This is a genomic window from Corynebacterium sp. H128 (assembly GCF_037482625.1).
Taxonomy (GTDB): domain Bacteria; phylum Actinomycetota; class Actinomycetes; order Mycobacteriales; family Mycobacteriaceae; genus Corynebacterium.
This window is the reverse complement of record NZ_JBBHKW010000003.1, coordinates 236,607-263,506: the sequence shown is the minus strand read 5'-3', so window position 1 is coordinate 263,506 and position 26,900 is coordinate 236,607. Positions and strand designations below refer to the sequence as shown.

Annotated in this window: 26 protein-coding genes and 1 pseudogene; 13 read left to right on the top strand and 14 right to left on the bottom strand. The window is 58.6% G+C overall.

Annotated features, from left to right (window positions below; translation table 11 throughout):
* Positions 1-181, top strand: a pseudogene (locus WG915_RS04680) (UDP-glucose 4-epimerase); the annotation flags it as partial.
* Between the two features lie 126 nt (positions 182-307).
* Here WG915_RS04680 and WG915_RS04675 read toward each other — a convergent pair.
* From WG915_RS04675 to WG915_RS04655, 5 genes are all read right to left on the bottom strand, one after another.
* Positions 308-619 (bottom strand): hypothetical protein, encoded by a 312-nt coding sequence (locus tag WG915_RS04675; protein WP_339564210.1) that lies wholly within the window; start codon positions 617-619, stop codon positions 308-310.
* 48 nt (positions 620-667) lie between these two features.
* Positions 668-973, bottom strand: a complete 306-nt coding sequence (locus WG915_RS04670; RefSeq protein WP_339564209.1) for a hypothetical protein — start codon at positions 971-973, stop codon at positions 668-670.
* A 357-nt stretch (positions 974-1,330) separates the two neighbouring features.
* Positions 1,331-2,329 (bottom strand): alpha/beta hydrolase, encoded by a 999-nt coding sequence (locus WG915_RS04665; protein ID WP_339564208.1) that lies wholly within the window; start codon positions 2,327-2,329, stop codon positions 1,331-1,333.
* 266 nt (positions 2,330-2,595) lie between these two features.
* On the bottom strand, positions 2,596-3,174 hold the full coding sequence (locus tag WG915_RS04660; protein WP_339564207.1) for a hypothetical protein: 579 nt from the start codon (positions 3,172-3,174) through the stop codon (positions 2,596-2,598).
* 259 nt (positions 3,175-3,433) lie between these two features.
* Positions 3,434-4,750, bottom strand: a complete 1,317-nt coding sequence (locus WG915_RS04655; RefSeq protein ID WP_339564206.1) for an alpha/beta hydrolase-fold protein — start codon at positions 4,748-4,750, stop codon at positions 3,434-3,436.
* A 246-nt stretch (positions 4,751-4,996) separates the two neighbouring features.
* On the opposite strand from WG915_RS04655, the gene WG915_RS04650 reads away from it, so the two are divergent.
* The 6 genes from WG915_RS04650 to amn all read left to right on the top strand — a co-directional run bounded on the left by WG915_RS04650 (position 4,997) and on the right by amn (position 12,416).
* The gene (locus WG915_RS04650; RefSeq protein WP_339564205.1) at positions 4,997-6,085 is read left to right on the top strand and encodes an ABC transporter substrate-binding protein; all 1,089 of its coding nucleotides are present in this window, start codon (positions 4,997-4,999) and stop codon (positions 6,083-6,085) included.
* Entirely contained in the window at positions 6,085-7,179 is a 1,095-nt protein-coding gene (locus tag WG915_RS04645) for a FecCD family ABC transporter permease (protein WP_339564204.1), read from the top strand. Before WG915_RS04650 ends, WG915_RS04645 begins: the two co-directional genes overlap by 1 nt.
* Positions 7,173-7,937, top strand: coding sequence for a heme ABC transporter ATP-binding protein (locus WG915_RS04640; protein ID WP_339564203.1), 765 nt, complete (start codon positions 7,173-7,175; stop codon positions 7,935-7,937). Before WG915_RS04645 ends, WG915_RS04640 begins: the two co-directional genes overlap by 7 nt.
* A 128-nt stretch (positions 7,938-8,065) precedes the next feature.
* Positions 8,066-9,676, top strand: a complete 1,611-nt coding sequence (locus tag WG915_RS04635) for an AbgT family transporter (protein ID WP_339564221.1) — start codon at positions 8,066-8,068, stop codon at positions 9,674-9,676.
* A gap of 11 nt (positions 9,677-9,687) precedes the next feature.
* Positions 9,688-11,013, top strand: a complete 1,326-nt coding sequence (locus tag WG915_RS04630; protein ID WP_339564202.1) for a M20 family metallopeptidase — start codon at positions 9,688-9,690, stop codon at positions 11,011-11,013.
* A gap of 77 nt (positions 11,014-11,090) precedes the next feature.
* Positions 11,091-12,416 carry an AMP nucleosidase gene (gene amn, locus WG915_RS04625; RefSeq protein ID WP_339564201.1) on the top strand — a complete coding sequence of 442 codons (1,326 nt, stop codon included), beginning with the start codon at positions 11,091-11,093 and terminating at the stop codon, positions 12,414-12,416.
* Here amn and WG915_RS04620 read toward each other — a convergent pair.
* Complete coding sequence (locus WG915_RS04620; protein WP_339564200.1) at positions 12,409-12,975, bottom strand: DNA-3-methyladenine glycosylase; 567 nt, start codon at positions 12,973-12,975, stop codon at positions 12,409-12,411. The two genes, amn and WG915_RS04620, sit on opposite strands and share 8 nt — an antisense overlap.
* Before the next feature lie 137 nt (positions 12,976-13,112).
* On the opposite strand from WG915_RS04620, the gene WG915_RS04615 reads away from it, so the two are divergent.
* Positions 13,113-13,685 carry an HAD family hydrolase gene (locus WG915_RS04615; RefSeq protein ID WP_339564199.1) on the top strand — a complete coding sequence of 191 codons (573 nt, stop codon included), beginning with the start codon at positions 13,113-13,115 and terminating at the stop codon, positions 13,683-13,685.
* A complete protein-coding gene (locus WG915_RS04610; protein WP_339564198.1) occupies positions 13,682-14,176 on the top strand; it encodes a gamma carbonic anhydrase family protein in 495 nt (164 codons plus the stop codon). Before WG915_RS04615 ends, WG915_RS04610 begins: the two co-directional genes overlap by 4 nt.
* Before the next feature lie 37 nt (positions 14,177-14,213).
* Here the strand turns inward: WG915_RS04610 and WG915_RS04605 are convergent, their stop codons facing one another.
* Positions 14,214-15,137: an ROK family transcriptional regulator gene (locus WG915_RS04605; protein WP_339564197.1), complete on the bottom strand. Its 924-nt coding sequence runs from the start codon at positions 15,135-15,137 to the stop codon at positions 14,214-14,216.
* A 240-nt stretch (positions 15,138-15,377) separates the two neighbouring features.
* Here WG915_RS04605 and WG915_RS04600 point away from each other — a divergent pair, with 240 nt between their 5' ends.
* The gene (locus WG915_RS04600; RefSeq protein ID WP_339564196.1) at positions 15,378-17,003 is read left to right on the top strand and encodes a DUF885 domain-containing protein; all 1,626 of its coding nucleotides are present in this window, start codon (positions 15,378-15,380) and stop codon (positions 17,001-17,003) included.
* Positions 17,004-17,007: 4 nt separating this feature from the next.
* On the opposite strand, the gene WG915_RS04595 is transcribed toward WG915_RS04600, so the two are convergent.
* From WG915_RS04595 to WG915_RS04585, 3 genes are all read right to left on the bottom strand, one after another.
* Positions 17,008-18,039 (bottom strand): AbrB family transcriptional regulator, encoded by a 1,032-nt coding sequence (locus WG915_RS04595; RefSeq protein WP_339564195.1) that lies wholly within the window; start codon positions 18,037-18,039, stop codon positions 17,008-17,010.
* Between the two features lie 105 nt (positions 18,040-18,144).
* Positions 18,145-18,852 (bottom strand): aspartate/glutamate racemase family protein, encoded by a 708-nt coding sequence (locus WG915_RS04590; protein ID WP_339564194.1) that lies wholly within the window; start codon positions 18,850-18,852, stop codon positions 18,145-18,147.
* Positions 18,853-20,166, bottom strand: coding sequence for an anaerobic C4-dicarboxylate transporter (locus WG915_RS04585; protein ID WP_339564193.1), 1,314 nt, complete (start codon positions 20,164-20,166; stop codon positions 18,853-18,855).
* Between the two features lie 347 nt (positions 20,167-20,513).
* Here WG915_RS04585 and WG915_RS04580 point away from each other — a divergent pair, with 347 nt between their 5' ends.
* The gene (locus WG915_RS04580) at positions 20,514-21,278 is read left to right on the top strand and encodes a TSUP family transporter (protein WP_339564192.1); all 765 of its coding nucleotides are present in this window, start codon (positions 20,514-20,516) and stop codon (positions 21,276-21,278) included.
* Entirely contained in the window at positions 21,269-21,709 is a 441-nt protein-coding gene (locus tag WG915_RS04575) for a phosphatase PAP2 family protein (protein ID WP_339564191.1), read from the top strand. The genes WG915_RS04580 and WG915_RS04575 overlap by 10 nt, the downstream gene beginning before the upstream one ends.
* A 33-nt stretch (positions 21,710-21,742) precedes the next feature.
* On the opposite strand, the gene WG915_RS04570 is transcribed toward WG915_RS04575, so the two are convergent.
* The 4 genes from WG915_RS04570 to WG915_RS04555 all read right to left on the bottom strand — a co-directional run bounded on the left by WG915_RS04570 (position 21,743) and on the right by WG915_RS04555 (position 25,397).
* Complete coding sequence (locus WG915_RS04570; protein ID WP_339564190.1) at positions 21,743-21,940, bottom strand: helix-turn-helix transcriptional regulator; 198 nt, start codon at positions 21,938-21,940, stop codon at positions 21,743-21,745.
* 78 nt (positions 21,941-22,018) lie between these two features.
* Positions 22,019-22,468, bottom strand: a complete 450-nt coding sequence (locus tag WG915_RS04565; protein WP_339564189.1) for a hypothetical protein — start codon at positions 22,466-22,468, stop codon at positions 22,019-22,021.
* A 60-nt stretch (positions 22,469-22,528) separates the two neighbouring features.
* Positions 22,529-24,775: an ATP-dependent RNA helicase gene (locus WG915_RS04560; RefSeq protein ID WP_339564220.1), complete on the bottom strand. Its 2,247-nt coding sequence runs from the start codon at positions 24,773-24,775 to the stop codon at positions 22,529-22,531.
* Entirely contained in the window at positions 24,768-25,397 is a 630-nt protein-coding gene (locus tag WG915_RS04555) for a DUF6474 family protein (RefSeq protein WP_339564188.1), read from the bottom strand. Before WG915_RS04555 ends, WG915_RS04560 begins: the two co-directional genes overlap by 8 nt.
* A gap of 80 nt (positions 25,398-25,477) precedes the next feature.
* On the opposite strand from WG915_RS04555, the gene WG915_RS04550 reads away from it, so the two are divergent.
* A complete protein-coding gene (locus WG915_RS04550) occupies positions 25,478-26,899 on the top strand; it encodes a TM0106 family RecB-like putative nuclease (RefSeq protein ID WP_339564187.1) in 1,422 nt (473 codons plus the stop codon).
* The last annotated feature ends 1 nt before the right edge of the window (position 26,900 follow it).

Sequence of the window (26,900 nt, the reverse complement as noted above, 5' to 3'; positions counted from 1 at the left end):
GCACTCTTTGGTAGCAGCTGCTGCGGGTGCGGTTGACGATCCGGAGTTTGCGCCCGCGCGGCTTGGCGACGTTCCTCGCTCTGCCTTATCTTTCGAGCGGGCTAAGGACGTGTTGGGGTGGCAGCCGAAGGTGGGTATTGAGGAGGGGGTGCGTCGAACTGTGGAGTACTTCCGCCGTTAGGGGGTGCCGACAGTCAAAGGAACCGCTGTGCCGAATTGTGTTTCGGTACAGCGGTTCCTTGTATTACGTAAAAAGTGGGTCCCAAAAAGGAACCCACTACATACGATCCTACTGACTAGTCATCAATTAGATGATGATGCCCTCGTGCTTGAGCCAGTTGAAGCCTGCGAGGATTGCGCCACCGATGACACCGCCAGCGAGGGTCTTCAAGCCGACATTCCAGAACTTCATCCATGCAGGAGCGTCGGAGTCAACTTCCTCGCCGAATCCATCCTGGCCGTTGGATGGCTGATCGCCATTGAGCCAGATGCCCCACTCGGAAGAGGTGGTGGAGAGCTCAGCCTCTTGGACTGGCTCAGCAGTCGCAACTGCGGTGCCGGACAGGGTCAGTGCAACAGCAGCTACGGATGCAACTGCAGCGTTCTTAAACTTACGCATTTTGTTTTCCTTTCAACCCGACTGGGTTGGGTTAGAGAGAAGGGTTGATTACCACTTAGGAAGTGGGAGGATGTTGTTGTAAGCCAGGAAGTTGTATGCAGGAGCGATCAGCATGGAGAAGACTGCTGCGCCGATGCCAGCGTAGGTGAGGGCACGCATGTTGCCAGCCCACTCAGGAAGATCTTCGGAGTCCTTGTTGGAAGAGCCCCAAATGTCGGTGCCGACGGCGTCCTGGTCAGCTTCCCACTGGTCGCCAACCTCAGAGGAGATGCCAGCGTTTGCAACGGAGGTAGCGCCGAAGGTTAGTGCAACGGCGGTAGCGCCCGCGATGGTGACGTTTACGAACTTACGCATGAAGTGATCCTTCACAGTTTGTATGGATGTGAGTGCTTTTGCTTGCACCTTCGGCTGCGGTGGTCGCAACCTTCAGGAAGAATCTTATGACACATTCCGGTTAAAGTCTCCCCGCTGGGGTGGTTTTCTAGCGAGTGAAGCCCCTGTACAGGTATGCATTTGCCGGATTCTTAGGCATAACGAATTCATAAATATGAATAAAACTGTAGAGGAGCGAACAAAGTGCCTGTTAATTGGTTTCAACTGCGTTACATCTCCAGGGCGCATATTTTCACCCTTAAGGTTTGCTGAGAAAACTCTTTTCTAACGCCAAAGCCCCCATTACGGGGGTAATGGGGGCTTTGTAGGGGTCCGTTTCTAGCCGATTGCCCAGAGGACATCGCCCTTGTGGTCGCTCATGTAGCGACCCCATGGCTGCCAGGTGTGTAGTCCGTTGCCGAAGTGGCGATGGACATTAAGTCCCTGGTTGCGCGCTTTGGTGGTAAAGGAGTCGGTGGACATGTTGATCAGCGTCTCGCCATGGATTGAAATAGCATCTGGGCCAAGGGAGCCTGGGTAGGACTCGCCGGGGCCAGGGTGAGAGTTGCCGGACCATACGTGCACATCAACACCGCCGTCGCGAAGCTTACCTGCGTTAGCTACTGGATCTGCATGTAGGGCGCGGGCGCTGGCTTCGAGTGGGTTCCAGCTCCACCAATCCCAAATGAACGCGCCAGCGTTGATGAGCATGGCGACGCTGAAGCCTGCGATCATGCCTACGTGGGTAGCCATCGCCGGGTCAATGAAACCGGAAAGGGCATGCGCCTGACGGAACTGGTCTGGGTGGTGCGCTGCCAGGGTCAGTGCTGGGATCGCGCCCATGGAAACGCCTGCAATAGCATTGCGGTTTGGCGATACTCCGAAGTTTTGCTGCAAGTATCCTGGGAGCTCGTATGCGAGGAAGGATTCCCACATTGGACGCTGAGGGCCGGATGAGAGGCTGCTGGTAGCTGGTGCGGCCCAGTCGGAGTAGAACTCGCCTGCGCCGCCGGCCGGCATAACCAGAGTCACGTTTTCATCCGCATAGTTAGCGGGAACGGTGGAGTAGGAAGCCCAGTTGGAGTCACGCTTGCCAACCTGTGCGCCATCAAGGAGATAAAGGCCACCGTCGCCACCAGCGCTGGAAGCCTGGATGAAGACCAGCATATTGCGATTGTTGGCTGGGGACCACACTTCACAAGCCTGGATCCAGTTGCCCTGGGCCGCCCAAGAACAGCCTGGACGCAGCCAGTCACGGTTGGCAGCCTTTGCGGCTGGGGTAAAAGTGAACAGGAGCGTGATCGCGACAATGGTTGCGATGATAGCGCGCGTCCACACGTTACGTGTGTGACTGATGTGACTAGTGTGCATAGTGGTTAGATTATCCTATGTCCTGGGAATTGCAAGTGGAATTCATAGCTATTCCACCTAAGGTTTTCCACGCGAAACTTCGGCCGAGCTTTACAGTACCGTGATCAAGTTGAAATGGAAAGACATAGGGCCGGTCGGCAGGGGATTGTCAAGAGCGGTCCAGGTCTACTGCGGATAGACACATAAAAAATCCCACTGCGATGGCAGTGGGATTAACGCTTGTTTCGGCAGGTTTAGATGTGGATGCCGTACTTAGCTAGGAAGTCTGCAACGATCTGCTGAAGGTTTGGCAGGGTGACCCACTGGCCACCTGGGAGCTGCACATTGTAGGAAGGCATTCCTGGTGCTGCGAGATTGATAGCGCCAGCTGGAGCTGCCTGTGCTGGGGCGGGTGCTGGTGCACCACCGTTGTCGGCAGGTGCGGGAGCTGGAGCTGGTGCCTGCGGTGCTGGTGCGCCGCCGTTGTCAGCAGGAGCTGGTGCGGGAGCTTCTGGTGCTGGTGCCGGGGCCGGGGCAGGTGCGCCGCCGCCCTTGAGTCCACAGCGGTTTGCAGCTTCGTCGATGCGGCCAAGGGCATCTTGAATCTGTGGGCCACGGGAGTCAACCATGGCAAGCATTTGTGCCTTGGCGACCTTGTCGTTGTAGTCAGCTTCGTTGGTCCAGTACTTGGTGGCCTGCTCGCAGGAAATCTGTCCTGCTGGCAGTGCTGCCAGGGCCTGGTCGACCTGGTCGGCGTGAGCTACTGCAGGAGCAGCTGCAATGCCGGTGGTCAGGGCAAAAGTAGCGAGGGCACGTCGAGATAAAGAAGTCATGGTGATCAATATTGCATACTTGACCAAAAATTGCCATGTCGACAACCTTCACGGTGGTCACTTTGGGAACAATGCTTGCGCCTTTTCGGGCGGCGATCTGTTGCCTGAGCCCTCAGCTCAGACTGGAGGATAACGTGCCGAAATGCCAAGTGAAGAGCTGTTTTTTAAATAGGTTGTACATATGGAATCGGCTTACATCCATTCCGGGAAAGGTGTCCTCCTATAACAATCCTATTTCGGGTACCTGTGCTTGCAGCATTCAGCTTTGAACGAGGTGCGACGGACGTCGAAAAGCGTTGGCGTCGATCAGGGGGTGGAGCTGATCGAAAAGCGCGCCCCGCCACCAAGCGAAGTCGTGCCCGCCGTCGTAAGTGTGCAGTTCGACGGGCCATCCCGCTGCCTTGAGTGTCAGCTGCAGGACATGAAGCTTGGCAACGCTAGTGTTCTCGCGGGCACCTACGCTGAGATGGAGAGTGGGGAGTGTCGAGTTGGGTGGCGCGCTCCAAAACTGTGAAGTGATCCAATCATTTCGTGGTATTTCAAGGTCCCGTGGCTTAGATGCGCCGTCTGGGGTCCACCACAGCGACGGTGACTGGGCGATCATTGCGCAATAGCGTTCCGGAAAGAAGCGGGCCATATAGAGGCACGACAGTCCGCCAAGGGATTGCCCTGCCAAAATATTGCCGTTTTCTCGATTAATGCGTACGCCGTGAGTGCGTGCCATTTCAACTGCCCACGTGGTGCCTACTGAGCTAATGAAGTCCAAAAAGGCGTGATTGGCGCCAAGCCGATCTTTGCGTTGTGCGGTGCTGGAGTTGCACACCCCAAACACTGCGATGGGAGGCATCTTGCTGGCGCTCGATTCCAGCGCTGCCGGGAGCTGTAACCGAGGAAACCAGGTTTCACCATCAAACAAGGTTAATAAGGGGACATCGTTTTCGGGCTGCTCGGGCAGATAAAGGTATACGGGAAGCGGCTGGCCGGCGTGGTCTAGCAGCGTGTCCTTAATTAAGGTGCCATGGAGCTGAGTTAAGGCATCCGGGGTCGGGGCCGCGGGCCAGGCTGGCTGGGGTGGCGCGCCGGTGCCGGCGATAATCGACGCCCCGAGTTTGCCGTCTAAAAAGAGGTGCTCGCGAGCATTGGGGTCTGGCAGCGTGCGGCAAGAATTGTGGGGTGGTGGAATGTGTCCTCTCGTGGCTAGCTGCTGCGCGCTAAGTGGCTGGAAACCATAGGAGCCGCGATAGGTCGGCGGCAGATCGATGGTGCGAACCCAATAATCAGTCGTTGCGATTCTCTTCATAAGCCCCCGTTCAAAGTTCGCCTTATCCGTGAGCCGGCTGAGTGACAGATGAACGTTCTTGATGTCAGTGTCTCCGGACGGGGCCCGAAAGAGGAAAGTGGCGGCACCGCACTTTGGGTGCATAATTGGCGTGCCCTGAGCGCTGAGTAGTGCCCACTTGTCCGTCAGGCTACCGTCTTGCGCCGCTGCTTCTAGGAGAGTGACTAATGCGTCTTCCAGGGCTTCGGCATTGCTGGGGTTGAGGGGCGGCCATGAAAGTGGAGCGGCGGTGGACATGCGAGTCCTTCCTAAGGGGTGCAAAGTCATAGACAACAAAGGTTAGCCTATGCTAACTTAACGGTGTCTTTTGGAAAAGACTTCCCCTCTCATCAGGGCTTCTGCCGTGCAGATTTCTGATGTAGAGAGTTAACACTTCTGGCACACGACCATATTTCCTCGCCACCGAGTCGGCATGTCTATAAGTCGCGCCTGTCTCGATGGGACATGGCAGCCAGTCATCGCTCCTATGAAAGGCAACACCCTATGCGTTCACAATCCCGCTCATGGCTTTCCCTCCCCGCAACAATTGCGTTGCTTGCATTGACGGCGTGCACCACATCGAATGCGGAGCGTGGCAGTGATGCTGCCGCGCCTTCGGCGAGCGTGTCCGAACGGGCCGCGTGCATTGCCAAAGCGCGACAGGAGGCTGCCACAGGGTTGATTTTGAATGAGCAGTGGATCCACGTTGCCTCTGAAGCCGATCATTCGGGCGTGACAGCCGCATCGCAGCTGCCGGTGACCGTCAAGGACGGTACGGGTGCTGAAGTCGCGGTAACGGACATTAGCAAAATTGTCTCCGCGGGAGACGGCACCTCTGCGACCCTCGGTGCTCTCGGCCTGTCTGAGAAGATCTACGCTGCGTCAGAGGATTCCACTTCACCCGAGGGCATCTGCGCAGAACAACACTACAAATTCAGCAAGGATTCTGGCGCCGAGGGATTGCTCGCCATTGATGGCACCCTATTCATTGGGGATAACACCAAGCGGCATGGTGCGGTAGCCCAGCAGTTCCGCGATGTAGCTATGGGAGCTGTGGTTGTTGATGACCAGCAGCCGCAGCTGGACAAGATCAAGGCCGTCGCTGAGTATGTGGGGGCCGCGGAGGCAGGACAAAAGCTAGCCACGGAAATATCCGCGCAGCTTAAACAAGCTGATAACAAGGTCAAGTCCAGCAACATCTCGGGAAAGCGGGTGATTCAAGTGACCGCCACCGGCGCTGGAGGGCAGAACTCAGTGGCAGGAAAAGGTACTCCCGGAGTTGAACTAGTAACAGAAATGGGACTGACTTCTGTCGGTGCGGAATCGGGGCTACGTGGGTTCTCTCGCGAGTTCAGCAACGAGGGCATCCTCGCTGCAGACCCAGAGATCATCCTGGTTGCGGAATCTGACCTGAAGAAGTGGGGTGGCGAAGACGGAATGTGGGCGGCGTTTCCGACACTGAAAGACACCGCCGCGGGCAAGGAGCAGCGGGTAATCGTCATGCCGGATGCTCAAGTGCGCTACACCAGTCCGGAATTAGGCGTCGGCGCTATCGCGCTTGCTGAAGCGTTAGCTGCAGAGTTTGGAAACTAATGCTGCGGAAGAGCCCCAACCCTGCTAATGCTGATTCGGCAGGACGACGTGCATCTGTATCTGTAGTTCTTGCAGTCGGTTGCGCTGCGTTGACACTGTTGGCAGTCCTCGCAGTTTCCTTGGGTCCACTGAGAATTCCGATCCTGGATGTGTGGCAAATCTTTGCGCTAAAGCTCGGTGTGCTTGATGCGGGGGACCTGACAACCCGTGACATCAACGTCGTCTGGATGTTACGTGTCCCGCGAGTCATCATGGGCGCCATGGTGGGGGCAGCCTTGGCAATCTCTGGCGCCGCTTTGCAAAGCCTGTTCAACAATCCACTTGCTGATCCCGGAATCGTGGGCGTAACTAGCGGGGCAAGCGTCGGCGCTGTGGGGGCGATTGTGCTGTCTGCTGCCTTCGAAAACACGTGGCTATTCCAGAAGCTTGGCACGCAATGGATGGTTCCAATGGGAGCTTTCCTCGCTGGGCTAGCAATCACGCTTTTGGTCTACGCTCTCGCGCGCCCGAAGCGCAACCGTGGTACCGCGCGGATGCTGTTGGTTGGCATTGCCCTCGGGTCCTCCTGCCAGGCGGTAGTGGGCTTCTTCACCTACATTGCCAACGACTCCGAACTGCAGACGCTCGTCTTTTGGCAGATGGGGTCTTTATCCAAGGTCACTTGGCTACAAGTAACTGTGGTGCTTCCAGTATTCCTCGTAGGGGTGACGTGCATGGCGTTCCTCTCTCGGGCATTAGATGTGCTGACGCTGGGGGAGCGGCAGGCGCAACACCTTGGGCTCAACGTAGCCAAGGCCCGCTTGCTGGTGATCCTAGCTACCGCGATGTTGACCGCAGCTGCGGTGGCCTTTGCTGGCAGCATCGGATTCGTGGGCTTGGTGGTGCCGCACATTCTGCGTTTCATAGTCGGCCCACTACATCGCTCCCTGCTGCCAGCTTCAGCCATTGCTGGCGCAGCGCTGCTCGTGGCCGCTGACACCGCCAGCCGGATTATCGCTCCTCCTACCGAAATCCCGATCGGGCTCTTCACTGCACTGGTCGGCGCCCCCTTCTTCCTTTTCTTAGTCCTGCGCGAGAAGAGAGGCACGTGGTGAACGGCGTCATTTCTGTTCGTGATGCTGGCTTCGAGGTCGATGGACATAGGTTGCTCATCAACCTGAACTGTGACTTCTTCTCCGGGGAGCTGGTTGCCCTCGTGGGCCCCAATGGTGCCGGAAAGTCCACTTTGCTGGGCTTGCTAGCAGGAGACTATCCGGCTAATAGCGGCGAGGTGTTGCTGGAAGGACGTGCGCTGCAAAGTTGGAACACTAAAGAGCTAGCCCGCAAGCGCGCGGTAATGCTCCAGACGAATGAGGCCCGGTTCGGTTTTAGTGTGGCCGAACTCGTCCACATGGCGCGTTTGCCGTACCCATTGGATGAGGTCCTGGATAGTGAAATAGTTGAGCGCGCGATCACAACTTCTGAGCTCAGTCACCTCAGGGACCGCAGCACAATGACCCTGTCCGGCGGGGAATTTGCGCGCTGCAATTTTGCGCGTACCGACGCCCAGACCACGCCCATCGTGCTGCTAGATGAACCTACCGCAGCCTTAGACCTACGGCATCAGGAACTAGTCCTGGGGCGCGCACGGGCTGCTCGTGAAGCTGGGGCCTTGGTGATTGTAGTGCTCCACGATCTCAACCTGGCGGCCCGTTATGCCGATCGCATCATCATGATGAAAGCCGGGGAAATAGTTGCAGAAGGCACCCCGGAAGTCGTGCTGACGGAGGAACGTGTGCACGAGGTGTATGGGCAACCGATTTTGCGCCTTGAGCATCCGGAGACGGGCGTGCCGCTGATCATCCCGAGATAGTTACCTTCCGATAACAATCTCGCCTCAGTGTTCCCGTGGAGAGGTTCCGCTTGTTAATCTCGCCGAAAGTATGTCCTGGATCACAAAGGGGCGGCTGGAACAGTGCGGAAAGGACACTAGTCATGACGATGGCGAAGGCGATGGGGAGGAAGAACCGGACGTCGAAAAGCGGCGAGTCCCTGGGTGGCCGCCTGCTCAACGGCATTGAAGTGGTGGGCAACAAACTGCCGGAGCCCTTCACCCTCTTTCTTATCCTGTTCTTGATCACGGGTGTGCTGTCCACGATCATGGCAGTGATGGGGCTGAAAGTGGCGGTGCCAGGCGCGGAAGAACTTCGCATCAAAGGCCTGTTTACCTCCGAAGGAATGGCGTGGTTCACCACCAACCTGGGCAAAAACTACATTGGCTTCCCGCCACTGCTAACGGTGCTGCCAATCTTGCTGGCCGTCGGTGTTGCTGAACGCTCCGGCATGCTGAGCGCCTTGGTTCGTAAACTATTTGCCTCCGCCAAGCGCTGGACGCTGCCGTATGCGGTGGGCATCGTCGGTGTTTCAGCCTCGGTGATGGCTGACTCTGCCTGGGTGGTTATTCCACCACTCGCGGCGATGGTATTCAAAGCGGCAGGTAGACACCCCGTCGCGGGCTTGCTGGGTGGCTTCGCCGCGGTAGGAGCTGGCTACTCCACCTCCTTCTTCCCAACTAGTCTTGATGCACTGTTCGCTGGCATCACCAATGCGGTGATGACCTCCATTCCGGATGCCGGGGCGACCGAGACAAACCCGATGTCTAACTTCTACTTCAACTTCGTCTCCGCCCTAATCCTGGGTCTGGTTTCCGGCTATATTACGGACAAAGTTCTAGAGCCTCGCATGGTCAAGCTGGGCGTACCAGTGGAAGAGACCGTAGACCCGGAGGAAGCTAAGACACGCGGTGACCGCGACGAAAACGGTGAGGAACTCTCCCCACAGCTCAGCGCTACGGAAAACAAGGCATTGTGGTGGTCCCTGATCGCAGGTTTCGCGCTTACGGTGCTGGTGCTTGCATCGGTACTGGTACCGAGCTCGCCGTGGCGCAACGAGTCTGGCCAGTTTTTGCCCAAGTCCCCGCTGATGGACTCCATTGTCTTCCTGGTCTTCGCCTACTTTATGATCCTGGGTTTGGTGTATGGCTGGATCGTCGGCAATATTCGCAGCACCTCTGACATGGTGGAGATGATGGGCTATGCGATGAAGGACATGACCAGCTTCCTAGTCCTGGCCTTCATCCTCGGCCAGTTCGTGGCGCTATTTACCTGGACCGGCATCGGCACCTTCACTGCAGTCAAAGGCGCGGCGTTTCTAGAAAACATGCACCTCACCGGATTCGTGGCGATCCTCGCCTTCATCATCCTCGCCTCCTGCCTCAATCTGGTGATCATCTCCGGCTCCGCGATGTGGACGCTCATGGCAGCCGTCTTCGTTCCAATGTTTGCCCTGCTCGGCTACGAACCAGCCTTCATCCAGGCCGCCTTCCGCGTTGGCGATTCCGCGACCCAGGTAATGACGCCACTCAATCCGTACATGATCGTGGTGCTTGGACTGCTGCGCCGCTACGAACCGGAAGCAGGACTCGGCACTTTGATGAGCCGCCTAGTGCCATTCGTGGTTCCGTTCTGGCTTTCCTGGGTACTCATCCTGTTTGTCTGGTACCTGACAGGCCTGCCACTTGGTCCGGGCGCGGACATCATGATCGCAAAGTAAAGGGTTTCACTGTGGTTTCTTCTGCTTACCTCGCACGCGTCAATGACCAGATGGACACCGCCATCGGAGAACTGACCCCACCACCGACTGCCCTCGATGCCTATCCGGAGCAGGCTGCGCTGTGGGAGCAGGCGGCTGCTGCCGTCGCAAAGCTAAAGCCCGCCCTGGAATCCGCCGCGCGGGACATCCATGCCCAGCCGGAGGTTGCCTTCGAGGAAACCTACGCGCAGCAGCGCCTTGCCGCATTGCTATCCGATTTTGATGTGGAGCTGGGAGCGCATGGGCTGGAAACGGCCTTTCGGGCGACGTGGAGCACCCCCGAATTCGACCCGGCGGAGCACCCCACCATCGCGCTGCTCAGCGAATACGATGCCCTTCCTGGCATCGGCCATGCCTGCGGGCACAACCTCATCGGTACCGCCGGAGTTGGCGGCTTCCTCGGAGCGGTGGCAGCACTGCAGGATTCGGACTTCCAGGGACGGCTGGTGCTGCTCGGCACTCCGGCAGAAGAAGGGCGCGCCGGCAAGGAGCTAATGATCCGCTCCGGCATGCTCGCAGGCATCGACGCCGCCGCAATGATCCACCCCTTTTCCTATGACATCGGTAGCCACGTGTGGGTTGGCCGGCGCACCCTGCATGCGACCTTCCGCGGAGTTTCGGCACACGCATCCTCCGAACCATTCATGGGACGCAACGCCCTCGATGCCGTCACCTTGGCCTACCAAGGCATCGGGCTGATGCGCCAACAGATGCCGCCCTCAGATCGTGTGCATGCCGTGATCCCGACCGGCGGCGAGCGGCCCTCCATCATCCCAGACGCTGCGTCCCTGCTATTGAACGTGCGCTCGCTCTACCCAGAAACACTGCTGGAGCTTTCCACCCGCGTCTCCGAAATCCTAGAAGGCGCTGCGCTCATGGCTGGGGTGGCCGTTGAGTTGGACTGGGACCCCGATCCAGCAACGTTGCCCGTGCGCAATAACGAAGCCATGGTGTCCCGGTGGGCTTTAACGCAGTCTCGGCGGGGACGCACCGCGATTCCAGCTGGTGTCATCCCCGCAACGCTCGCTGCTTCCACCGATTTCGGTAATGTGTCCCACCTCGTGCCGGGAATCCACCCGATGGTGAAAATCGCGCCCGTTGGTGTGGCCCTGCATACCGCCGAGCTGCGGGAAGCAGCAGCCTCTGAAGACGGGATGGTGGCCTTGGAAGATGCTGCAGTTGGGCTCGCGCAAGTAGCGGTGGACCTCGTTGCTGATCCTGCGTTGTTGGCGGCAGCGCGGGCTGAGTTTGCAGAAAGCGGGGGAGCGGTGACAACTGCGGAGCTGTTCGGAGGCTAGGGCTTGGGATACGGGCTTGGGATACGGGCAGTTTCCCGTCGCTGCAGCCTTTCCTGTTCACAGATAGGCTGACGAATATGGAACAGATGGGAAGCCCGGCTGAGGCCGTCGATAAGCTGATCGAGCTCTATGGTGCCGCCACTGATCTCGGTCTGGAACTGCTGCAACGCGACACCGCAGATGGCTATGAACAGGTGGTTTACCCAAAGCTTGTGGTGGATGTCCTTGAATGGCGCCCCATCGACCGCACTGAACCTTTTGGCTATGTGGATCGTGCCGGTCGCTACGCCGCCACTCTCTCCCGGCCTGCCCTGATCCGCTCCTACTTATTGGAGCAGCTGGAGCGCCTCAGCAGCAATTACCCGTGCGAGATCTTCGTCGGAGCTTCCGGGGAACAGATCCCGCCCGAGTACATCGACGATGCACCCGCGATCGAACGCTCACCGGCATCGAAGCTGCCGCGTCCCTCCCTCGACGCTGTTGACGACGCGATTATCGACGGCGAATGGGGAGCCTTCCACGGCGAAGAACTGCCACTGTTCCACTTCACCGCCCAACGCTTCGACATTGCCTGCAAACGCATCGAGCACTACACCGGGCTCCCCGTGGAATCGGTACAGAAATTCATCCTCTTCACCAACTACAACATGCACACCACCGAGTTTGTGCGCTTCGGTCAATCCGCCGGCGGCCGCTACACCTCGCTCGAGGTACCACGTGATGGCGTACAAATGCCACGCTATGACCTGGTCACCGAGGCCGGCGATGGCATCACCATGATCAACATTGGCGTTGGCCCCTCCAACGCCAAGACCATCACCGACTGCCTCGCAGTGTTGCGCCCCGAATGCTGGATCATGATCGGCCATTGCGCTGGACTCGACGGCCGCATGCGCATCGGCGACCTCATCCTCGGCAACGCCTACCAGCGCCGCGACCACATCCTCTCCGGGCACTTGCCCAACGACCTCCCCATCCCCGCGATCCCCGAAGTGCAGCGCGCCCTCGAATCCGCCGTCCGAACCATCTACGGCGACGACGCCGAACTCATGCGCACCGGCACCGTACTGTCTACCGACGACCGCAACTGGGAATGGCACACCCCCAAGCGACTCTGGAAGCAACTCCGCGGCTCTACCGCGGTGGCAGTGGACATGGAATCCGCTGCTCTCGCGGCCAACGGCTACCGATACCGCGTCCCCTACGGCACCCTACTTTCCGTCTCTGACCTGCCGCTCCACGCCGTTCCCAAGTTGCCGGCCGCCGCGCAAGCCTTCTACTCCTCCTCCAAGGAGGCTCACGTCATGTGCGCCGTGCACGCCGTGGAGGCGCTAGCCGCTGATCCGGCTCGGCTGCGTACCCGCAAACTACGACGCACGATCGGCGAAGTGCCGTTTAGATAGGGGTTTTCCTGCCCGAGACCGTCCGCTCACCGAGGATCCAAAACCTCAAAGGTGCCTCAGGATTCTTGGTGATGCCAATTCGCGGCCCCGAAACAAATTCCGCCGGTTGAGCTGGGAGTTCGAGGCTGAATGCGCCGCGAGAATTGAGGGAGATTGGCGTGGAATTGTCGTCGATAAGCAGGCCGAGCGCCTTGCCGACATTCCCCGGACCCGACGCCAGCTTGTGCGGGGCAACCTGGCCGCGCCGCTGCTTTGCGACGTCCTGACCAGCGACAATCTCGCCAGCGCGAATGAGGACTCCGCCGGATTCGCCATGCGGATGCGCCACAATATTGCCCGCCTTATGGATGCCATAAGAGTGGTACACGTAGAGATGCCCCGGCGGCCCGAACAGCGCGGCATTCGCATTGGTGAGGCCGCGAGCAGCGTGGGAAGCAGGATCGTTGATGCCGAGATACGCCTCAACTTCCGTGATTCGCAAGCTGACACCGTCATGCGTGAGGACGGCATTGAGCAGCAGCGGAGCGACGACATCAGCAGGGCGGGCGAAGAAGTCCATGGGTTGATTCTGCCGAATTTCTCACACCGAATGGAAGTTTTCGGGCTGCGCGACCTTCCGGTGTGAGAAATTCGGCCTCGCCTCAGCTGACACCTCCACCCCGCCTCCGAATGAAAAATCTCCGTATCCTAGATGCCATGAATCTGCTCTTCGACCTTTATGGTGTCCTGCTGAAAACTCAAAGCCCGTCGGCGCTGAAAGCGCTGGAGGATGCTACTGGCTCGGGCCCGGAGCTGTGGCCGGTGTATTGGGATTTGCGCCCGGACTTCGATGCCGGTCGTGTGACTGCGGAGGAGTATTGGGAGCAGGTGAAGCAGCGGCTGCAGTTGGAGGCCTTCGATGTGCAACAGGCTATCGAGGCGGATTATGCGGGCTGGTTGGAGCCGGATCCGGAGATGGTTGATTTGGTCACGAGTCTTGGTGAGCAGCATCGGGTTGGATTGCTGAGCAATATTCCCGAGGGGTTGGCCGAAAGGGTGAAGGAAAGGCACACGTGGCTCCGGGATTTTCATAGCGTGGCGATGTCTTGTGACATCAAGGTCGAGAAGCCTGACCCAGAGGCGTACCGCAAGGCCCTGGAATTGCTGGGGACAAAGCCAGAGGAGACGCACTTCTTTGACGATAATGAGGCCAATGTGGCGGCTGCGGAAGAGTTTGGGCTGATCGCGCATCACTTTACTGGCGTCGAGACGCTGAAGGCGGTTCTATGATCAAGGAATTCAACGGCAAAGCGCCCAAGATTCATCCTTCTGCGTTCGTGGCGCCGAATGCCACGATCATCGGTGATGTGGAAATCGGGCCGGATGCCAGCATCTGGTACAACGTGGTGATCCGTGCGGACGTGAACAAGATCCGCATCGGTGCCCGGACCAATGTGCAAGATGGCTCCGTGCTGCATGTCGACCGGGATGCGCCGTGCATCCTCGGCGATGACGTCACCATCGGTCACATGGCATTGGTCCACGGCACTACCGTGGGTAATGGCACTCTGGTTGGGATGAAGTCGGGTCTGCTGAGCAGGTCAAAGATCGGTGAGGGCTGCCTGATTGCTGCGGGCGCAGTCGTGCTGGAAGGGCAGGAAATTCCGGATAACACTCTTGCCGCGGGTATCCCGGCGAAGATCAAACGCGACAACACCCAGGAGTTTGTCACCCACGCTGGGCGCTATGTGGAGTTATCTAAGGAGCATGGTCGCTTGTAGCGTCGAAAAGCGGGCGTCGAAAAGCGAACCGAATAGGCTAGCCTTTCGCCAGATCCAGCGGGTGCGCATTGAGGATGGACAGTGAAAGCGCATGGGTAATGGTGCGCCGGGATTCCAGCTCGGGGCGGGTCAAACGGAGAATGATCTTGTCGCCGTGGGCAGCTTTGAAGCGCTTGCGGATGGTTTCGCGGTTCTCCGGATCCGTGAAATAGGAGCCAGAGAAGACGATCTGCTGCGGGCGTAGTTCCTCAATGGCGTAGGTCAGCCACTGCTCGGCGGTGAGGTTTTCCGAAGGAATGGACACGCCAGTATCGGTAATTAGTGCCGCTGAGGTGGTGAAATCGGAGCACAGCACCAGCACTTGCTCTTGGGTTACGTCGTGCTGGATTTCGGCCAGCGCGATGGCAGCTGCGGTGTTACCGGTGATGGTGGGAACGTGGAATTCGAACTCGAGGCGCTCGCGGATGGCGGAGAAATCATTCCAGTGTTGGGAGGAGGCCGTCAAAGCGATGCTACGCAGCGGCATGAGCAGGTCGCCCTTGATGCGGTAGATCGCGGCGATGATGTATTCGAGGACGTCTTCGCACTGGTAGTTCTTGGCGAACTCGCTGACCACCACTTCGCGCAGCAGGCGACCACGGGCGTCGTGGCAGCCGATGAGGGCATCATCTTTATCGATTGCCACGCCGATCATCACGGCGGGCCAGGTAGCTAGCTCTAGTGGGACGACCGGCCTTCCGGGCCGCTCAGTGTTGATCAGATCGCGGCGTTCCCGAACCAAGCCAGCGCTCGTGAGGGCGGTGACCGCGCGCGTAATCGTCGGCTGAGAAAGTCCTGTTGCTTTTACAAGTTCGCCACGACCAACATGCGGTGTACGCCGAACGTGGTACAGAACCTGTGCAGCAGGAGTAGCCGGTTTCTCAAAGATCTGGCTAAACGCGAGGTGCATATTCAAAATCATAGATTCCGCCTAAGCGGTGCTGTCTCAAAAACAATTCTAAAATGACGCTTTCCAACGCTCGATAGCGGATGCGCTGGCAGAACGCCGATTGGACGGGTAGTAGATTTGCTAATTCGGGTGTGCTGGTCGGGGGTGTGGGCTATCAACCAACCTCCCGACTTAAGACGATTTTATAACATATGGTGGCCTGGGGATGAGCGAGTTCGGCAAGTCCACAGGAAGTAGTTAGACTGGCCGATTATGACTCAGCCATCCCCCAACCGTGAGCCATCCTTGCTCGACGCCACCTGTGAGGCCTACGTATATGACGTCGCGGCGCTCTCGCCGACGGATGCCACCGCGTGGGGTATCGCAGGGCACGAAGGCGAGCTCCAAGATTTCTCTCCGGCCTACTGGGACGGACTGGCTGAATTGGACCGAGACCTCCTGGCTGACGTAGATGCCTTCGATGACGCAACCGATGACAATGATGACGAGGACGACTTCGACCACGTCGACAACGTCACGGCAGCCGTCCTCCGGGATCGCCTCTGCCTACAACTGGATCTGCACCACCGGGCGGAACGCTACGCGCAACTGGATAACATCGCCTCCCCGGTGCAAACCATCCGCGATACATTTTCTCTCATGTCAGACCCCGATGCTATTCGCTCCCGACTGGCTAAAGTTCCGGCGGCACTCCATGGCTATCGTGAGTCGCTGGCCCTAGCCGCAGGGCAGGGGCGGGTGGCCGCGCTGCGTCAGATCGACCTGCTGGTGACCGAGTGCAACAATCTGGCCGCCGCGAGTTCTTTCCTAGATACCTTGGGCGCTCCAGAAGCAGAGGTCGTCGTGGCCAAGGAAGCTTTCTCAACGATGGCGGACTGGCTCTCGGAGCACCTCGCCAGCTACGCCCCCAGCAATGACGCAGTGGGCCGTGAACGCTACGAGTTGTTCTCCCACGAGTTCGTCGGCGCTGCGGTGGACCTCGACGAAGCATATGAGTGGGGATTGCACCGCTTGCAGGAGATCTCGGAGCAACAGCGCCAGCTCGCTGCAGAGCTTTATGGTCCGGGAACCTCAGTCGCCGAAGCGGCCTCCCGCCTCAACAAGGAACCGGACTACACGATCGAAGGCGTCGATGAGCTGCAGCAATGGATGCAGACCGTGGCGGATAATGTGATCGACACCCTCGATATGGAGATCCCCGAGCAGCTGCGCACTATCCAGTGCTGCATCGACAAGGCAGGTACGGGCGGAATCTTTTACACCCCGCCGGCCGCCGACTTCTCCCGCCCAGGCCAAATGTGGTGGTCTGTAGTGCCAGGGGAGACCACCTTCCATAAGTGGCAGGAGCTCACCACGGTTTTCCACGAGGGAGTCCCCGGACATCACCTGCAAATCGGATCCGCCCTGCTCGCGCCTCTCAATCTGTGGCGTCGAGTAGTGTGTTGGAACTCCGGGCACGGCGAAGGCTGGGCGCTCTACGCCGAGCAACTCATGGAGGACCTCGGTTACCACGCCAATCCCGGTACCCGCATGGGGCTTCTCGACGCCAGTCGCCTCCGCGCCGCCCGCGTCGTCTTGGACATTGGCGTGCACCTGGGGAAGAAGGTTCCCGAAGGGACCTCCTGCTGGGATGCTTCCTACGCACGGAACTTCCTCCGGGAAAACTCCGTGATGAGCCCCGGTGCCCTCGAATTTGAAATCAACCGTTACCTGGGGTGGCCTGGTCAGGCACCCTCCTATGCTCTCGGCCAGCGGCTCTGGGAGCAGTTGCGCGATGATGCCACAGCTAGTGGAATGTCTCTTTCAGACTTCCACACCAAGGCGCTCGCACACGGTTCGATCCCGATGGGGATTCTCCGCCAAGAACTGCTGGGCTAAGACTTCACTTGAGAATCTTGGGCAGATAGCCCGCAACCAGCAGGATCGCTATCAGGCGAATGACTTGGATGGCGGCAATGGAGGGGCCTGCGCCAAACTCGTCGGCAAGCGCAAGCACGGTCTCCAAGCCGCCGGGGCTGGCGGCGAGATAGGCCTCGAAGTAGGTGGTGTCGAGCCAGAACATCAGGCCAAATGCTGCGAGTGCGCTGGCGGCGAGCAGGATGAAAATAAAGAGGAACGTGGCGGGTAGTTGGCTCGCGAAGAGCTTGAGCGCCGGTACGGAGAGTGCACCACCAGCTGCCCAACCGATGGCAATGAATGCGGCAATCTTCAGCACAGGTGGCAAAGCCAGCGCCGCGGGGTCGGGGAAGAACTGCGCGGCCACAATCGTCAGCAACATGGAGCCAAGGATCGTAGGTGCTGGCAGTCGGAGGAACTTGCCCAGCGGTTCACCGACAACAATGATGCCGAGGATGACGATCAACGCGACGGGGTCATAGCTGATCTGCAGGTGATCTACCCCGCCACGGGGCACATCCATGAGCGGAACCAACAGTGGAAGGGTGACCGTAACCGCTAGCAGTCGCAAGTATTGGGTGAGGGTGACGTAGCGAAAGTCTGCTCCCAGTTCCTGGGCTAGCACGGGCATGACCGAGGCGCCACCAGCGAGCATGGAGAGCACGCCGGTTTCTCGCGAGATCTCTGGCGTGGAGCGTGCGAGCATGAGGCCACCGACGATGCCGATTCCGATGGTGATCACCGCCATCGCGAGTCCAGGGAGGATGAAGTGGGTGAGTTCTACCGGATCCGCCGCCACGATGGGTGCCGCTGCCATAATTGCGATGAGGTTTCGGCCGACGCGGCTGACCATTCGATGTACGGGGAGATCGCGGCCGGTGGAGATAGACATTCCGGCGGCTGCGAGGATTGCCGCGAGAATCCAGCCAGCAGGAACGTGCAGGTAATCAAAGAGCATCCCGATCCCGATGGTTGCCGGTACCACCACGGTCCAGCGAACCGGATTCGAAAGGGTCATGAGAGTGCTTTTCTGGATCTTGATGGAATTTCTACCTGCGTATGCCAAAGGTGGCCTAAGCAAAGCTTAGGCCACCTTACCCAAGGGGGGCTCGTGGGGATCCCCTTATCCCCAGGCTTGGGCCTCCCGAACAACTGCTTGAGCTAATGCGGTCAGCGATGACACCGCCCGCTCTGTTGGCAGCCCGGAATGATTGAAGGCCAACGGCAGTTCTGTGCATGCGGTGAGTAGCGGCAACTGCCGTAACTCAAAGAGTTGATCTGCAATTGCGCGATAGGAACGACCAGCTTCATCCAGCTTGTTAGCCTTCACCAGACCTACGGTATTCATGATCTCAGTCTGTAAATCTGCTGGCGGAGAATGTAATACGTAGGACTGCTCAGCCGCTGCCCGCTGGTACAGCTGGGTATTCATGGTCCCCGTCGTTGCGGTGATCCAAGCCCCTTCCGGACATAGGCTTTTCGCACTCGCAATGGTTTCATCAACGATGTGTACCAGCGGTCTTGATAGTTCGTCTCGAAACTGATCGATGAAGTAGTGCGCAGTATTGCATGGCACGGCAAGGATATCTGCGCCTGCTTCTTCCAGAAAGAACAATCCGCGACGGATTGGTTCCAACGGCCCATCATCGTGATTCAGGATTGCTGTCGTGCGGTCTGGGATCGAGCAGTCACAGTCAATCAGCGTGTGGAAATGATCTTGATCCACCTCGGCTGGTGTGGCTCTGGTGAGTTCCAACAGGAATTCACCAGTAGCGGCTGGACCCATTCCACCGAGGATGCCGATCAGCGGTGGCCGAGTGACGGGCCGCATCTAGCTCACGACCAGTGGGGCTAGCAAGAACCCCAGGAGGACAGCCACTACCACGGACGTGATACCCGGTAAGACGAACGGGTGGTTGAAGACGTACTTGCCGATGCGGGTGGAGCCGGTGTCATCAAGCTCAACCGCTGCAACAGTAGTTGGGTAAGTCGGCAGGAGATACAGGCCGGTCACTGCTGGGAACGATGCGAGCATCGTAGTAGCGGCAACACCAATCTGTTGTGCCAGCGGCATCAGCGTGGCAGTACATGCTGCTTGTGAGTAAAGCAGCGCAGATGCGAAGAAGAGCACCACCGAAAGCAGCCATGGTTGGTCAGAGACTACGCTGCTGCCCACGCTCTTGATCTGCTCAATGTGGCCGTTGACGAATGTGTTCCCGAGCCATGCGACGCCGAGGATACAAGAAGCAGCACTCATGCCACCCTTAAAAGTTGACATCGTCGACATGGCAGCAGGCTTAACCTTAGTCAAGGCTACGATCGCTAGCCCGCCAGCCATCATGAAGGTCATAATTGCAGCATCGCGGCCCAGTGGCGGCTTTTCGATGAGGCCCACGGAGTCGGAGATGATGGTTGCGTAGACCATCACGATGGCCAAAGTGATGCCAAAAATTGCGACCGAGAGTTTCGCGCCCGGCTTGATATCGTAAGTGCCTTCGCCGCGCATTTTGATCAGCCCAGCGGCCTTGCGCTCTTGGTAAACCGGGTCATCCTCGAGTTCGCAACCTAGCTTTGAGGCGACTAAGGCGCCAACCATGCAGCCGATGAATGTGGTTGGGATTGCTACTGCCAGGATTTGCAGGTAGTCAACGCCCAAAGGCTCGGTTGCGGCGAGCATGGCGATCATTGCAGCTGAAAGCGGTGATGCGGAGATAGCGACCTGCGATGCTACGACAGAGATGGACAATGGCCTAGAAGGACGAATATTCATTTCCTTGGCAACTTCTGCGATCACAGGAAGTGAGGAAAACGCCACGTGCCCGGTGCCGCAGAACAAGGTCATCAAATATGTGACAATTGGCCCGTAGAACGTAATGCGCTTTGGGTTTTTGCGCAGCAGCTTTTCGGTTATGGAAACCAGGTAGTCTAAGCCTCCCGCGGCTTCCATCGCCGAAATGCACATGATGACCGACATGATGATGCCCAACACGGACCAAGGAATTCCAGTAGCTGGATCTACCTTCAGCCCTAGGAGACCCAGGACAATTACGCCGGCGCCACCGGCGAGACCGATTCCGAGGCTTCCATAACGGGCGCCGATGAGAATGAAAAATAGAACAACTGCAAATTGAAGTGCGATCATCATGATATTTCTTCGACCTCATTTCCCTGCAAGCTTGCGCTCGTGTGTGTGCTCATTGGGGGCAACCTTCCAATTTGTGGAATGGGTTTCGAGGACTAGGGCAGGCTCAAAAGAACTGGGTCGGGCTCAAATGGTCGAAATCCATTCACGGAATGATCTGAATCAAGTCGGATAGTGAATGAATGTATCCAATATTGACTTTGGCCCCGTAAACTTGTGCCGTCAATGTGTTCTGTGACAACTGACCATTTGGGAGTGAAAAGAGAGCTAAGTCGCTTAGATTTCCAGGGAAATTGTCAACGGCACTACAGTAAGGTGCTCCGAATAGTGAATTTAAAGAGGGCGAATTGATGGAAATTCAGCAATTGCTGATGTTACTTTTGGGCGCTGGCATTGCCGGTTGGGTAGACGCAGTTATTGGTGGCGGTGGGCTGATCCAGATTCCAATGCTGATGATTGCGTTTCCTGGCATGAATCCAGCCGTAGCGTTGGCCACCAACAAGCTGTCGAGCGTCGTCGGAACCGCATCGGCAGCGTGGACAATGACCAGAAAAGTAGCAGTCGATCGCCGCCTGGTTGCGATTTATCTGCCTGTCGCTTTTGTATGTGCTGGTTTCGGGGCCTTAGCCGCATCTCTCATCTCCAAGGAGGTGATGCGCCCGATAGTGATTGCTTTGATGGTGTTGGTCGGCATCTTCGTCGCCCTCAAACCGTCCTTTGGGCAAGAGTCGGACGGTAAAGCGCCAGGGCTGTGGCGGCGGATAATTGTGGTTTGCGCGGTCGCTGCCATTGCCTTCTATGACGGGATTTTCGGTCCTGGCACCGGAATGTTCTTGATTATGATCTTCACTGCGGTGTTGTCGCGAAACTTCCTGCAGTCGGCCGCTCTCACCAAGATTGTTAATACAGCCACTAATCTTGGCGCGCTAGCAGTATTCGCATTCCACGGGCACGTGTGGTGGGAACTCGGATTGGGCTTGGCAGTAGCAAACGTGATCGGAGCCCAAATCGGTGCCCGAACAGTATTGGGTGGCGGGGCAAAACTCATTCGAATCGCACTCCTGACCATGGTCGTGGTCATGAGCGTTTATCTCAGCTGGCAGCAATGGGGCTGATCTCCCTTCTTTTCCAACCCTGGGCGGTGTTGGTGTATGCGGTGCTGCTCGCGACTGCTTGTCGACGTCCCTGGCTAGCCCTGCCCGTGGCCTTGGCGAGCCTCACAACGCACCTACTCAAACCTCTTTTTGCGGTTCCGCGTCCGGAGGACGCCATGGTCTTTGAGCCTAGCTACTCCTTCCCGAGTGGCCATGCCACCGCGATTGCAGCGCTAGCGTGTGTGCTGGTCTTGTTGTGGCCACGGTGGTGGGTTGCTGTGCTTGCAATAGGGCTAGCGGCTTTGGTGGGATATTCGCGTCTGTACTTGGGAGTGCATCGACCGGTGGATATTCTTGCTGGTTATGCCGTTGGGATGACGTGGGTGTTGGGGTGGTTTTACGGCAGGAAAATCTTCCCCGCCTTCCGGAGATTTCACTCGCTAAATGGGTGAAAAATCGTGGAATGGCGGGGAAGATTTCCAAATCTAGGCTTCTCCTGGGTGGAACAGGTCCTCGATCGGACAATTGAAGAACCTTGCGAGATCAAAGGCGAGGGGGAGGGAAGGGTCGAAACGCCCCTTCTCGATGGAGATGATGGTCTGGCGAGAAACGCCAATGGCGTCGGCAAGCGCTAGCTGGGAAAGTCCACGCTGCTTGCGGGCCTCGGGGAGGAAGTTGCGCAATTATTTTTCCTTGCGCTCGATGAAGAGTTTTCGGATGAGCCATTCGGTCTCTCCATGCACAATTTCGTACTTCATGCGTTAGCTCCCTTGCCGTTTAGCGATGGTGTAGCGGATGCCAAAGCTCAACATGCCAATCATGAGGAGTGCGAGGACTAGATGGTTAGTCGGGAGCTCTAGGTGGCCAACGTTTACCACGGTGGTTAGTAGGCCGAGAACGATTAACAGGTCCGTGCCGGTACCGGCGGCGGCATCATGAGACCAGTGGTTTTCTACGCTGTCGTCGATGCGCTCGGCGCGACCTTTCAGGGTAGAAAGATCCACCAGCAGTGCCCATGTGCCAACGCAAAGGACAGGACCCATGCAGGCGATGCCGATGAGGAGAGCTAGCCAGAGTGCAATGTCTGGGTAGTTTTGGGACATTAGCCAACCTAGTGCGGCGGCGATGCTCAAGCCGATGGTGGTGGACAGAGTTAATAGGGTCGCGGTGGAATGTCCGCCGCGCATTCTTCCAAAGGTTGTCTTGTGCATACCCTCACTCTAAATGTAAAACGAGCTTTACGTCAAGTGTGCTTTACATTTGGTGGGACGTTAACGGCTTCGCTTCTTAGTACGTGCTGTCGCTGGCGCCGTCCACGGATCCTCCGGCCACGGATGCTTGGGGTAGCGGCCCCGCATATCGGCGCGCACGCCCGCGTAAGGGCCGGACCAGAAGCTAGCTAAATCATCAGTCACTGCGAGCGGACGCCCCGCAGGAGACAACAAATGAAACTGCACCTTAACGCCACAAACTTCCGGAGAACTGTCAAGGCCAAAACACTCCTGCAACTTCACCTGGCACACCGGTCTTCCCGTGTCATAGTGCAAGCGGTGGGTATTCCCGCTTGGCACCTGAAGCCGTTCCGGGGCAAGCTCCGCGAGCCGAGAAGCCTCAGGCCGCGGCAACAACGGTTGCAAAGCGGCGGCGCCAATTTCTAGGGACGTCCCCAGCCATTGACAAACCCGGTCCTGCAACGATGCATCTGAAACATCGGGCCAGGGGGCGCCGAGGTGCTCATGTAGAAACGCCAATCGTTCCCGCAGCGCAGTAAAACCGGCAGACAGACGCAGTATTCCCAACCCAGAGCTACGCACCGCATTAGCCAACGCCTGCTGTACCTGTCCTGATTCCAAGCGGACCGGGGTGGACGAGAGCGGGATTGCGCCCACGCGGCGCACCCGAACTCCCTTGATCTTGCCGTCTTCCACCAGAACCGAGTCTTCCTCAGAGACACTCAGCACCGCCAACACATCGTCGAAGGGCAGCGCAGTAGCCGCACGGATCACGCCACCGGTGGCGGAACGCGTTACGGCAGCACAAGCGATCCACTCGTCGTGGACATCTGTGCAGGTCGCGCGAGTGCCGGAGGCAAGCAAATAGGTGTCCGGCCCAACTCGATGGCCGATCCACTCCGGATAAGCCAGCGCCGTGGTGAGTCCGGGATTGCGTGGACCTGCCGAGACCAAGGAAGACAGTCGACGGACCTCCTGGGCGGGGGCGTGGCCACGAGAGATGTCGCCGGAGGGCTGGTCGGAGAGCAAAGCTACTGTTGCAACATCACCAGTAGCAAGCAGCGCTCGCCCGAGGCGAGGCTCCAGCGGTAGCGCCGCGAGCTGACGGCCAAGATCTGTCAGATTGGGGGCGAGCGCACCGAGCTCACGCAATGCCGCTTCCGCATCCGCCAAGGCAGTCGCCGGCGGTTGATCCAGCAACGGTAGCTCCAGAGAGCCCCAACAATGCATGAACAATGCCGCTTGGGTGAGGTCTGCCGACAAAATCTCCGGGGTGCTGAAAGGCTGAAATGCTGCATATTCCGCAGCAGAATAAGCGCGGATCACCAGCCCGGGGCCTTCACGTCCGGCCCGGCCGGCGCGTTGGTCTGCTGATGACTGGGCGATGGAGGAGGTCAACAACCCGGTCATTCCGCGTGCACGATCGCGCCGGGGTACGCGGGCCAAGCCGGAATCAATGACCACTCGGACACCGGGCACAGTAAGCGAGGACTCAGCGACATTCGTTGCCACCACTACCCGCGGGGAGTCGTTCGACAGCGCTGCATCCTGCTCGGCGGGAGAGAGCCGGCCGTGCAGCGGTATGGCATCGATCGCCGAGCAGACTAGGTTCACTTCGCGCACGCCCGGAACAAAGACCAGCACTGAATGTGGTCCGACATGGGAAGCGGCCAGCCGCGCCAACGCAGCATAGAACTCGCGTTTCCCGGCGAGGCGACCCGAGATTGGTTGGTATCGGATGTCGAGTGGGTGCGTGAGCGCGGGGGTTTCCAGGATCGGGGCGTCGCCAAGCAGGGTTGCGAAACGGGAGGCATCAATGGTCGCGGACATAGCGACTAGGGCGAGGTCCTCGCGCAGTTCGGTGAGCTCGAGCAACATGCCGAGCACAAGGTCAGTATCCAGGCCGCGTTCGTGAACTTCGTCGAGGACTACTGCGGAGACGCCCTCGAGGAAGGGATCGTGCAGGAGTCTGCGCAGCAGGACACCCGGGGTGAGAAATTCGACAAGCTTGGAAGGTCGGGAAGCGCCACGGACGGCGTAGCCGATGGGCAGGCCGGAAAGCGCACTCAGTCGCGCCGCAGCAGCACGTACTGCAACACGTCGCGGTGCCACAACGATCACACGCCCGCCGACAGCATTAAACACCGCCGGCGGCACCAACGTAGTCTTGCCCGTGCCAGGCGGTGCTTGGATGACGGCGCGGTGGGCGTCGTCAAGCAGCGGCGCTAGCTGGTCGATTCGTTGCAGAACCGGCAGGCCAGCGCCGATGACGGAGAGATCAAACAAGCTTTTCTTGGATCTGTCCAGCGACCATGTCGAGGTCAGAAGTGATAGAGCGATGCGCACGACGGCGCTGCTCTGGGGTCATGAACTCGGCGTTGTCCACGGCCTTATCCAGCTCATCAAGGCGCTCGTTGGCATCAAGCTTGAAACCGCGTGGCAGTGGAGCCTCGTCCACATTCTTGCGCAGGCCGGTGATGCGAGCCTTGAGCGAAGCGCCATGGCCCGCAAACTGGGACATCTCAGCCGCGGTCACGCCGTGCTTCTGCGCGCGCTGCTTATTCACCAGCTCTTGAGCTTGAGTCATGCCACGGTACATCAGTGGCAGTACCAGCGGAGCCAGCATGCGTGCCACACCGACATAACGCTGCACATTGTTCTTATTGACCTTACCCGCCTTGCGCTTTGCCAATTCCGTCTTGGCCAGCTTGATCTCCTGCTTGCGCTTAGCCTTCAAGCCCTTCTGCTCAGCCTTGATCAGCTTGTGCTCCTGCTGCGCGAGCAGCTTCTGCTGGCGGATGCGATCCTTCTGCGCCACCTTAACTTCGGCCTTAGCCCTCGCCTTTGCGGCTTTGACCTCAGCCTTGGTCTTGGCGCGTGCCTTGCGGATCGACTCAAAAACGCCCATGGTTTACTCCTCGGATTACGTTGGTTTCTTTTAACCACCCTACCTGTCCCGGAACGCGCGTTCATGGCAGAGTATTAATCGTGACTTCCCCGAGCGAACTGGTCGGCTGCCGATACCGCGCGGTGCAACGCGCTGCGCACCCCGACGTTCCGCCGACGGAAGCAGCCCAGGCCCGCGCCGCGCGTATCGACGCCGCCCTCGCCGCCGTACACAACCTTCTGCCACAGTCCCCGGCCATGGGGGATGCTCGCTATTTTCGACGAGTTAGCGCAGGTAAATCCTATTTTGAGACCCTCGAATGCCTAGCTGCTGGGGACACGCTGATTACCGAGGCGGTGCTCGAATGGGGCAGGTTCCAGATCACAGTGGATATCCTCGTGGCATTCGAAGATGGCTACCTTCCGATCATGGTGAGTAACCACCGCGCAGCCCGGAATCACTCCGGGGTGCAGGCGCGCTACCTCGCAGTGCCCAGATTAGGCCTCGGAAGTGTTCTGACCGGCGAATTTAAGATCAGACATCACGCTTTGGATACATATCGGCTTGCATTAGCTGGCCGAGCGTTATCTGAGATGGATTTGTCCTGCGGACTGGGTGGCACGATTGGCCAAGATCGCACCCGTGCGTTCCTAGAACCCCTCGCGCCGCTGGATGAAGCTCTCACGCGCGCGCTCCAGGTGGAAACGCCGCGTGCCCCTCGCAGAGTGAAGGAATGCGATTCCTGCCGCTACTGGCCGCTGTGTTCTGTTGAACTAGAGCGGGCCGATGACATCTCGCTACTTTTGCCCGGCGACCGCGCCAACCCGTATCGGGAACGTGGCATCCACACTGTCGGCGGTCTTATCGAGGCGGACCTCGGTGAAGCCTCGCTGCTAGCTGCGGCTTTTCGCTCCGGTCAGACGGTAGTTCCGCGGGGTTTGCTGAGCGCTCCACGATTCGATGTAGAGCTATTCATCGACCTCGAGGCATACCTTGACCAGGGTGCCTACCTTTGGGGTGCGTGGGATGGTTCTGCGTATCACGCTTTTACCGCGTGGTCGCTCGCCGAGGAAGCAAACGCATTCGCCGATTTTTGGACTTATCTATGCGATACCCGCGCTACGGCAACAGCTAACGGCCAGACCTTCGGCGCGTTCTGCTACTCCGCGCATGGCGAAAACCACTGGATGCGCGCCTCAGCTCGTCGATTCGCCGGGCAACCCGGTGTGCCAACCGTGGCCGAGGTGGAAGAATTTATCAATTCCGGATACTGGGTTGATGTTTTCCAGCTCGTGCGCGCGCAGCTCATCGGCCCCTTCGGACTTGGCCTGAAAGTGGTGGCCCCTGCTGCGGGTTATCACTACAGCGGGGACGTCGACGGGGAAAGCTCGGTGAATTTATTTCTGGACGCTGCTGCCGGCTCCGCGGCAGCCCGCACAGCGTTGCTGAACTACAACGAAGATGACTGCCGAGCGACGGCTGCGGTTAGGGATTTCTTAGAACGCTCGGATGCCCCGTTGTGAC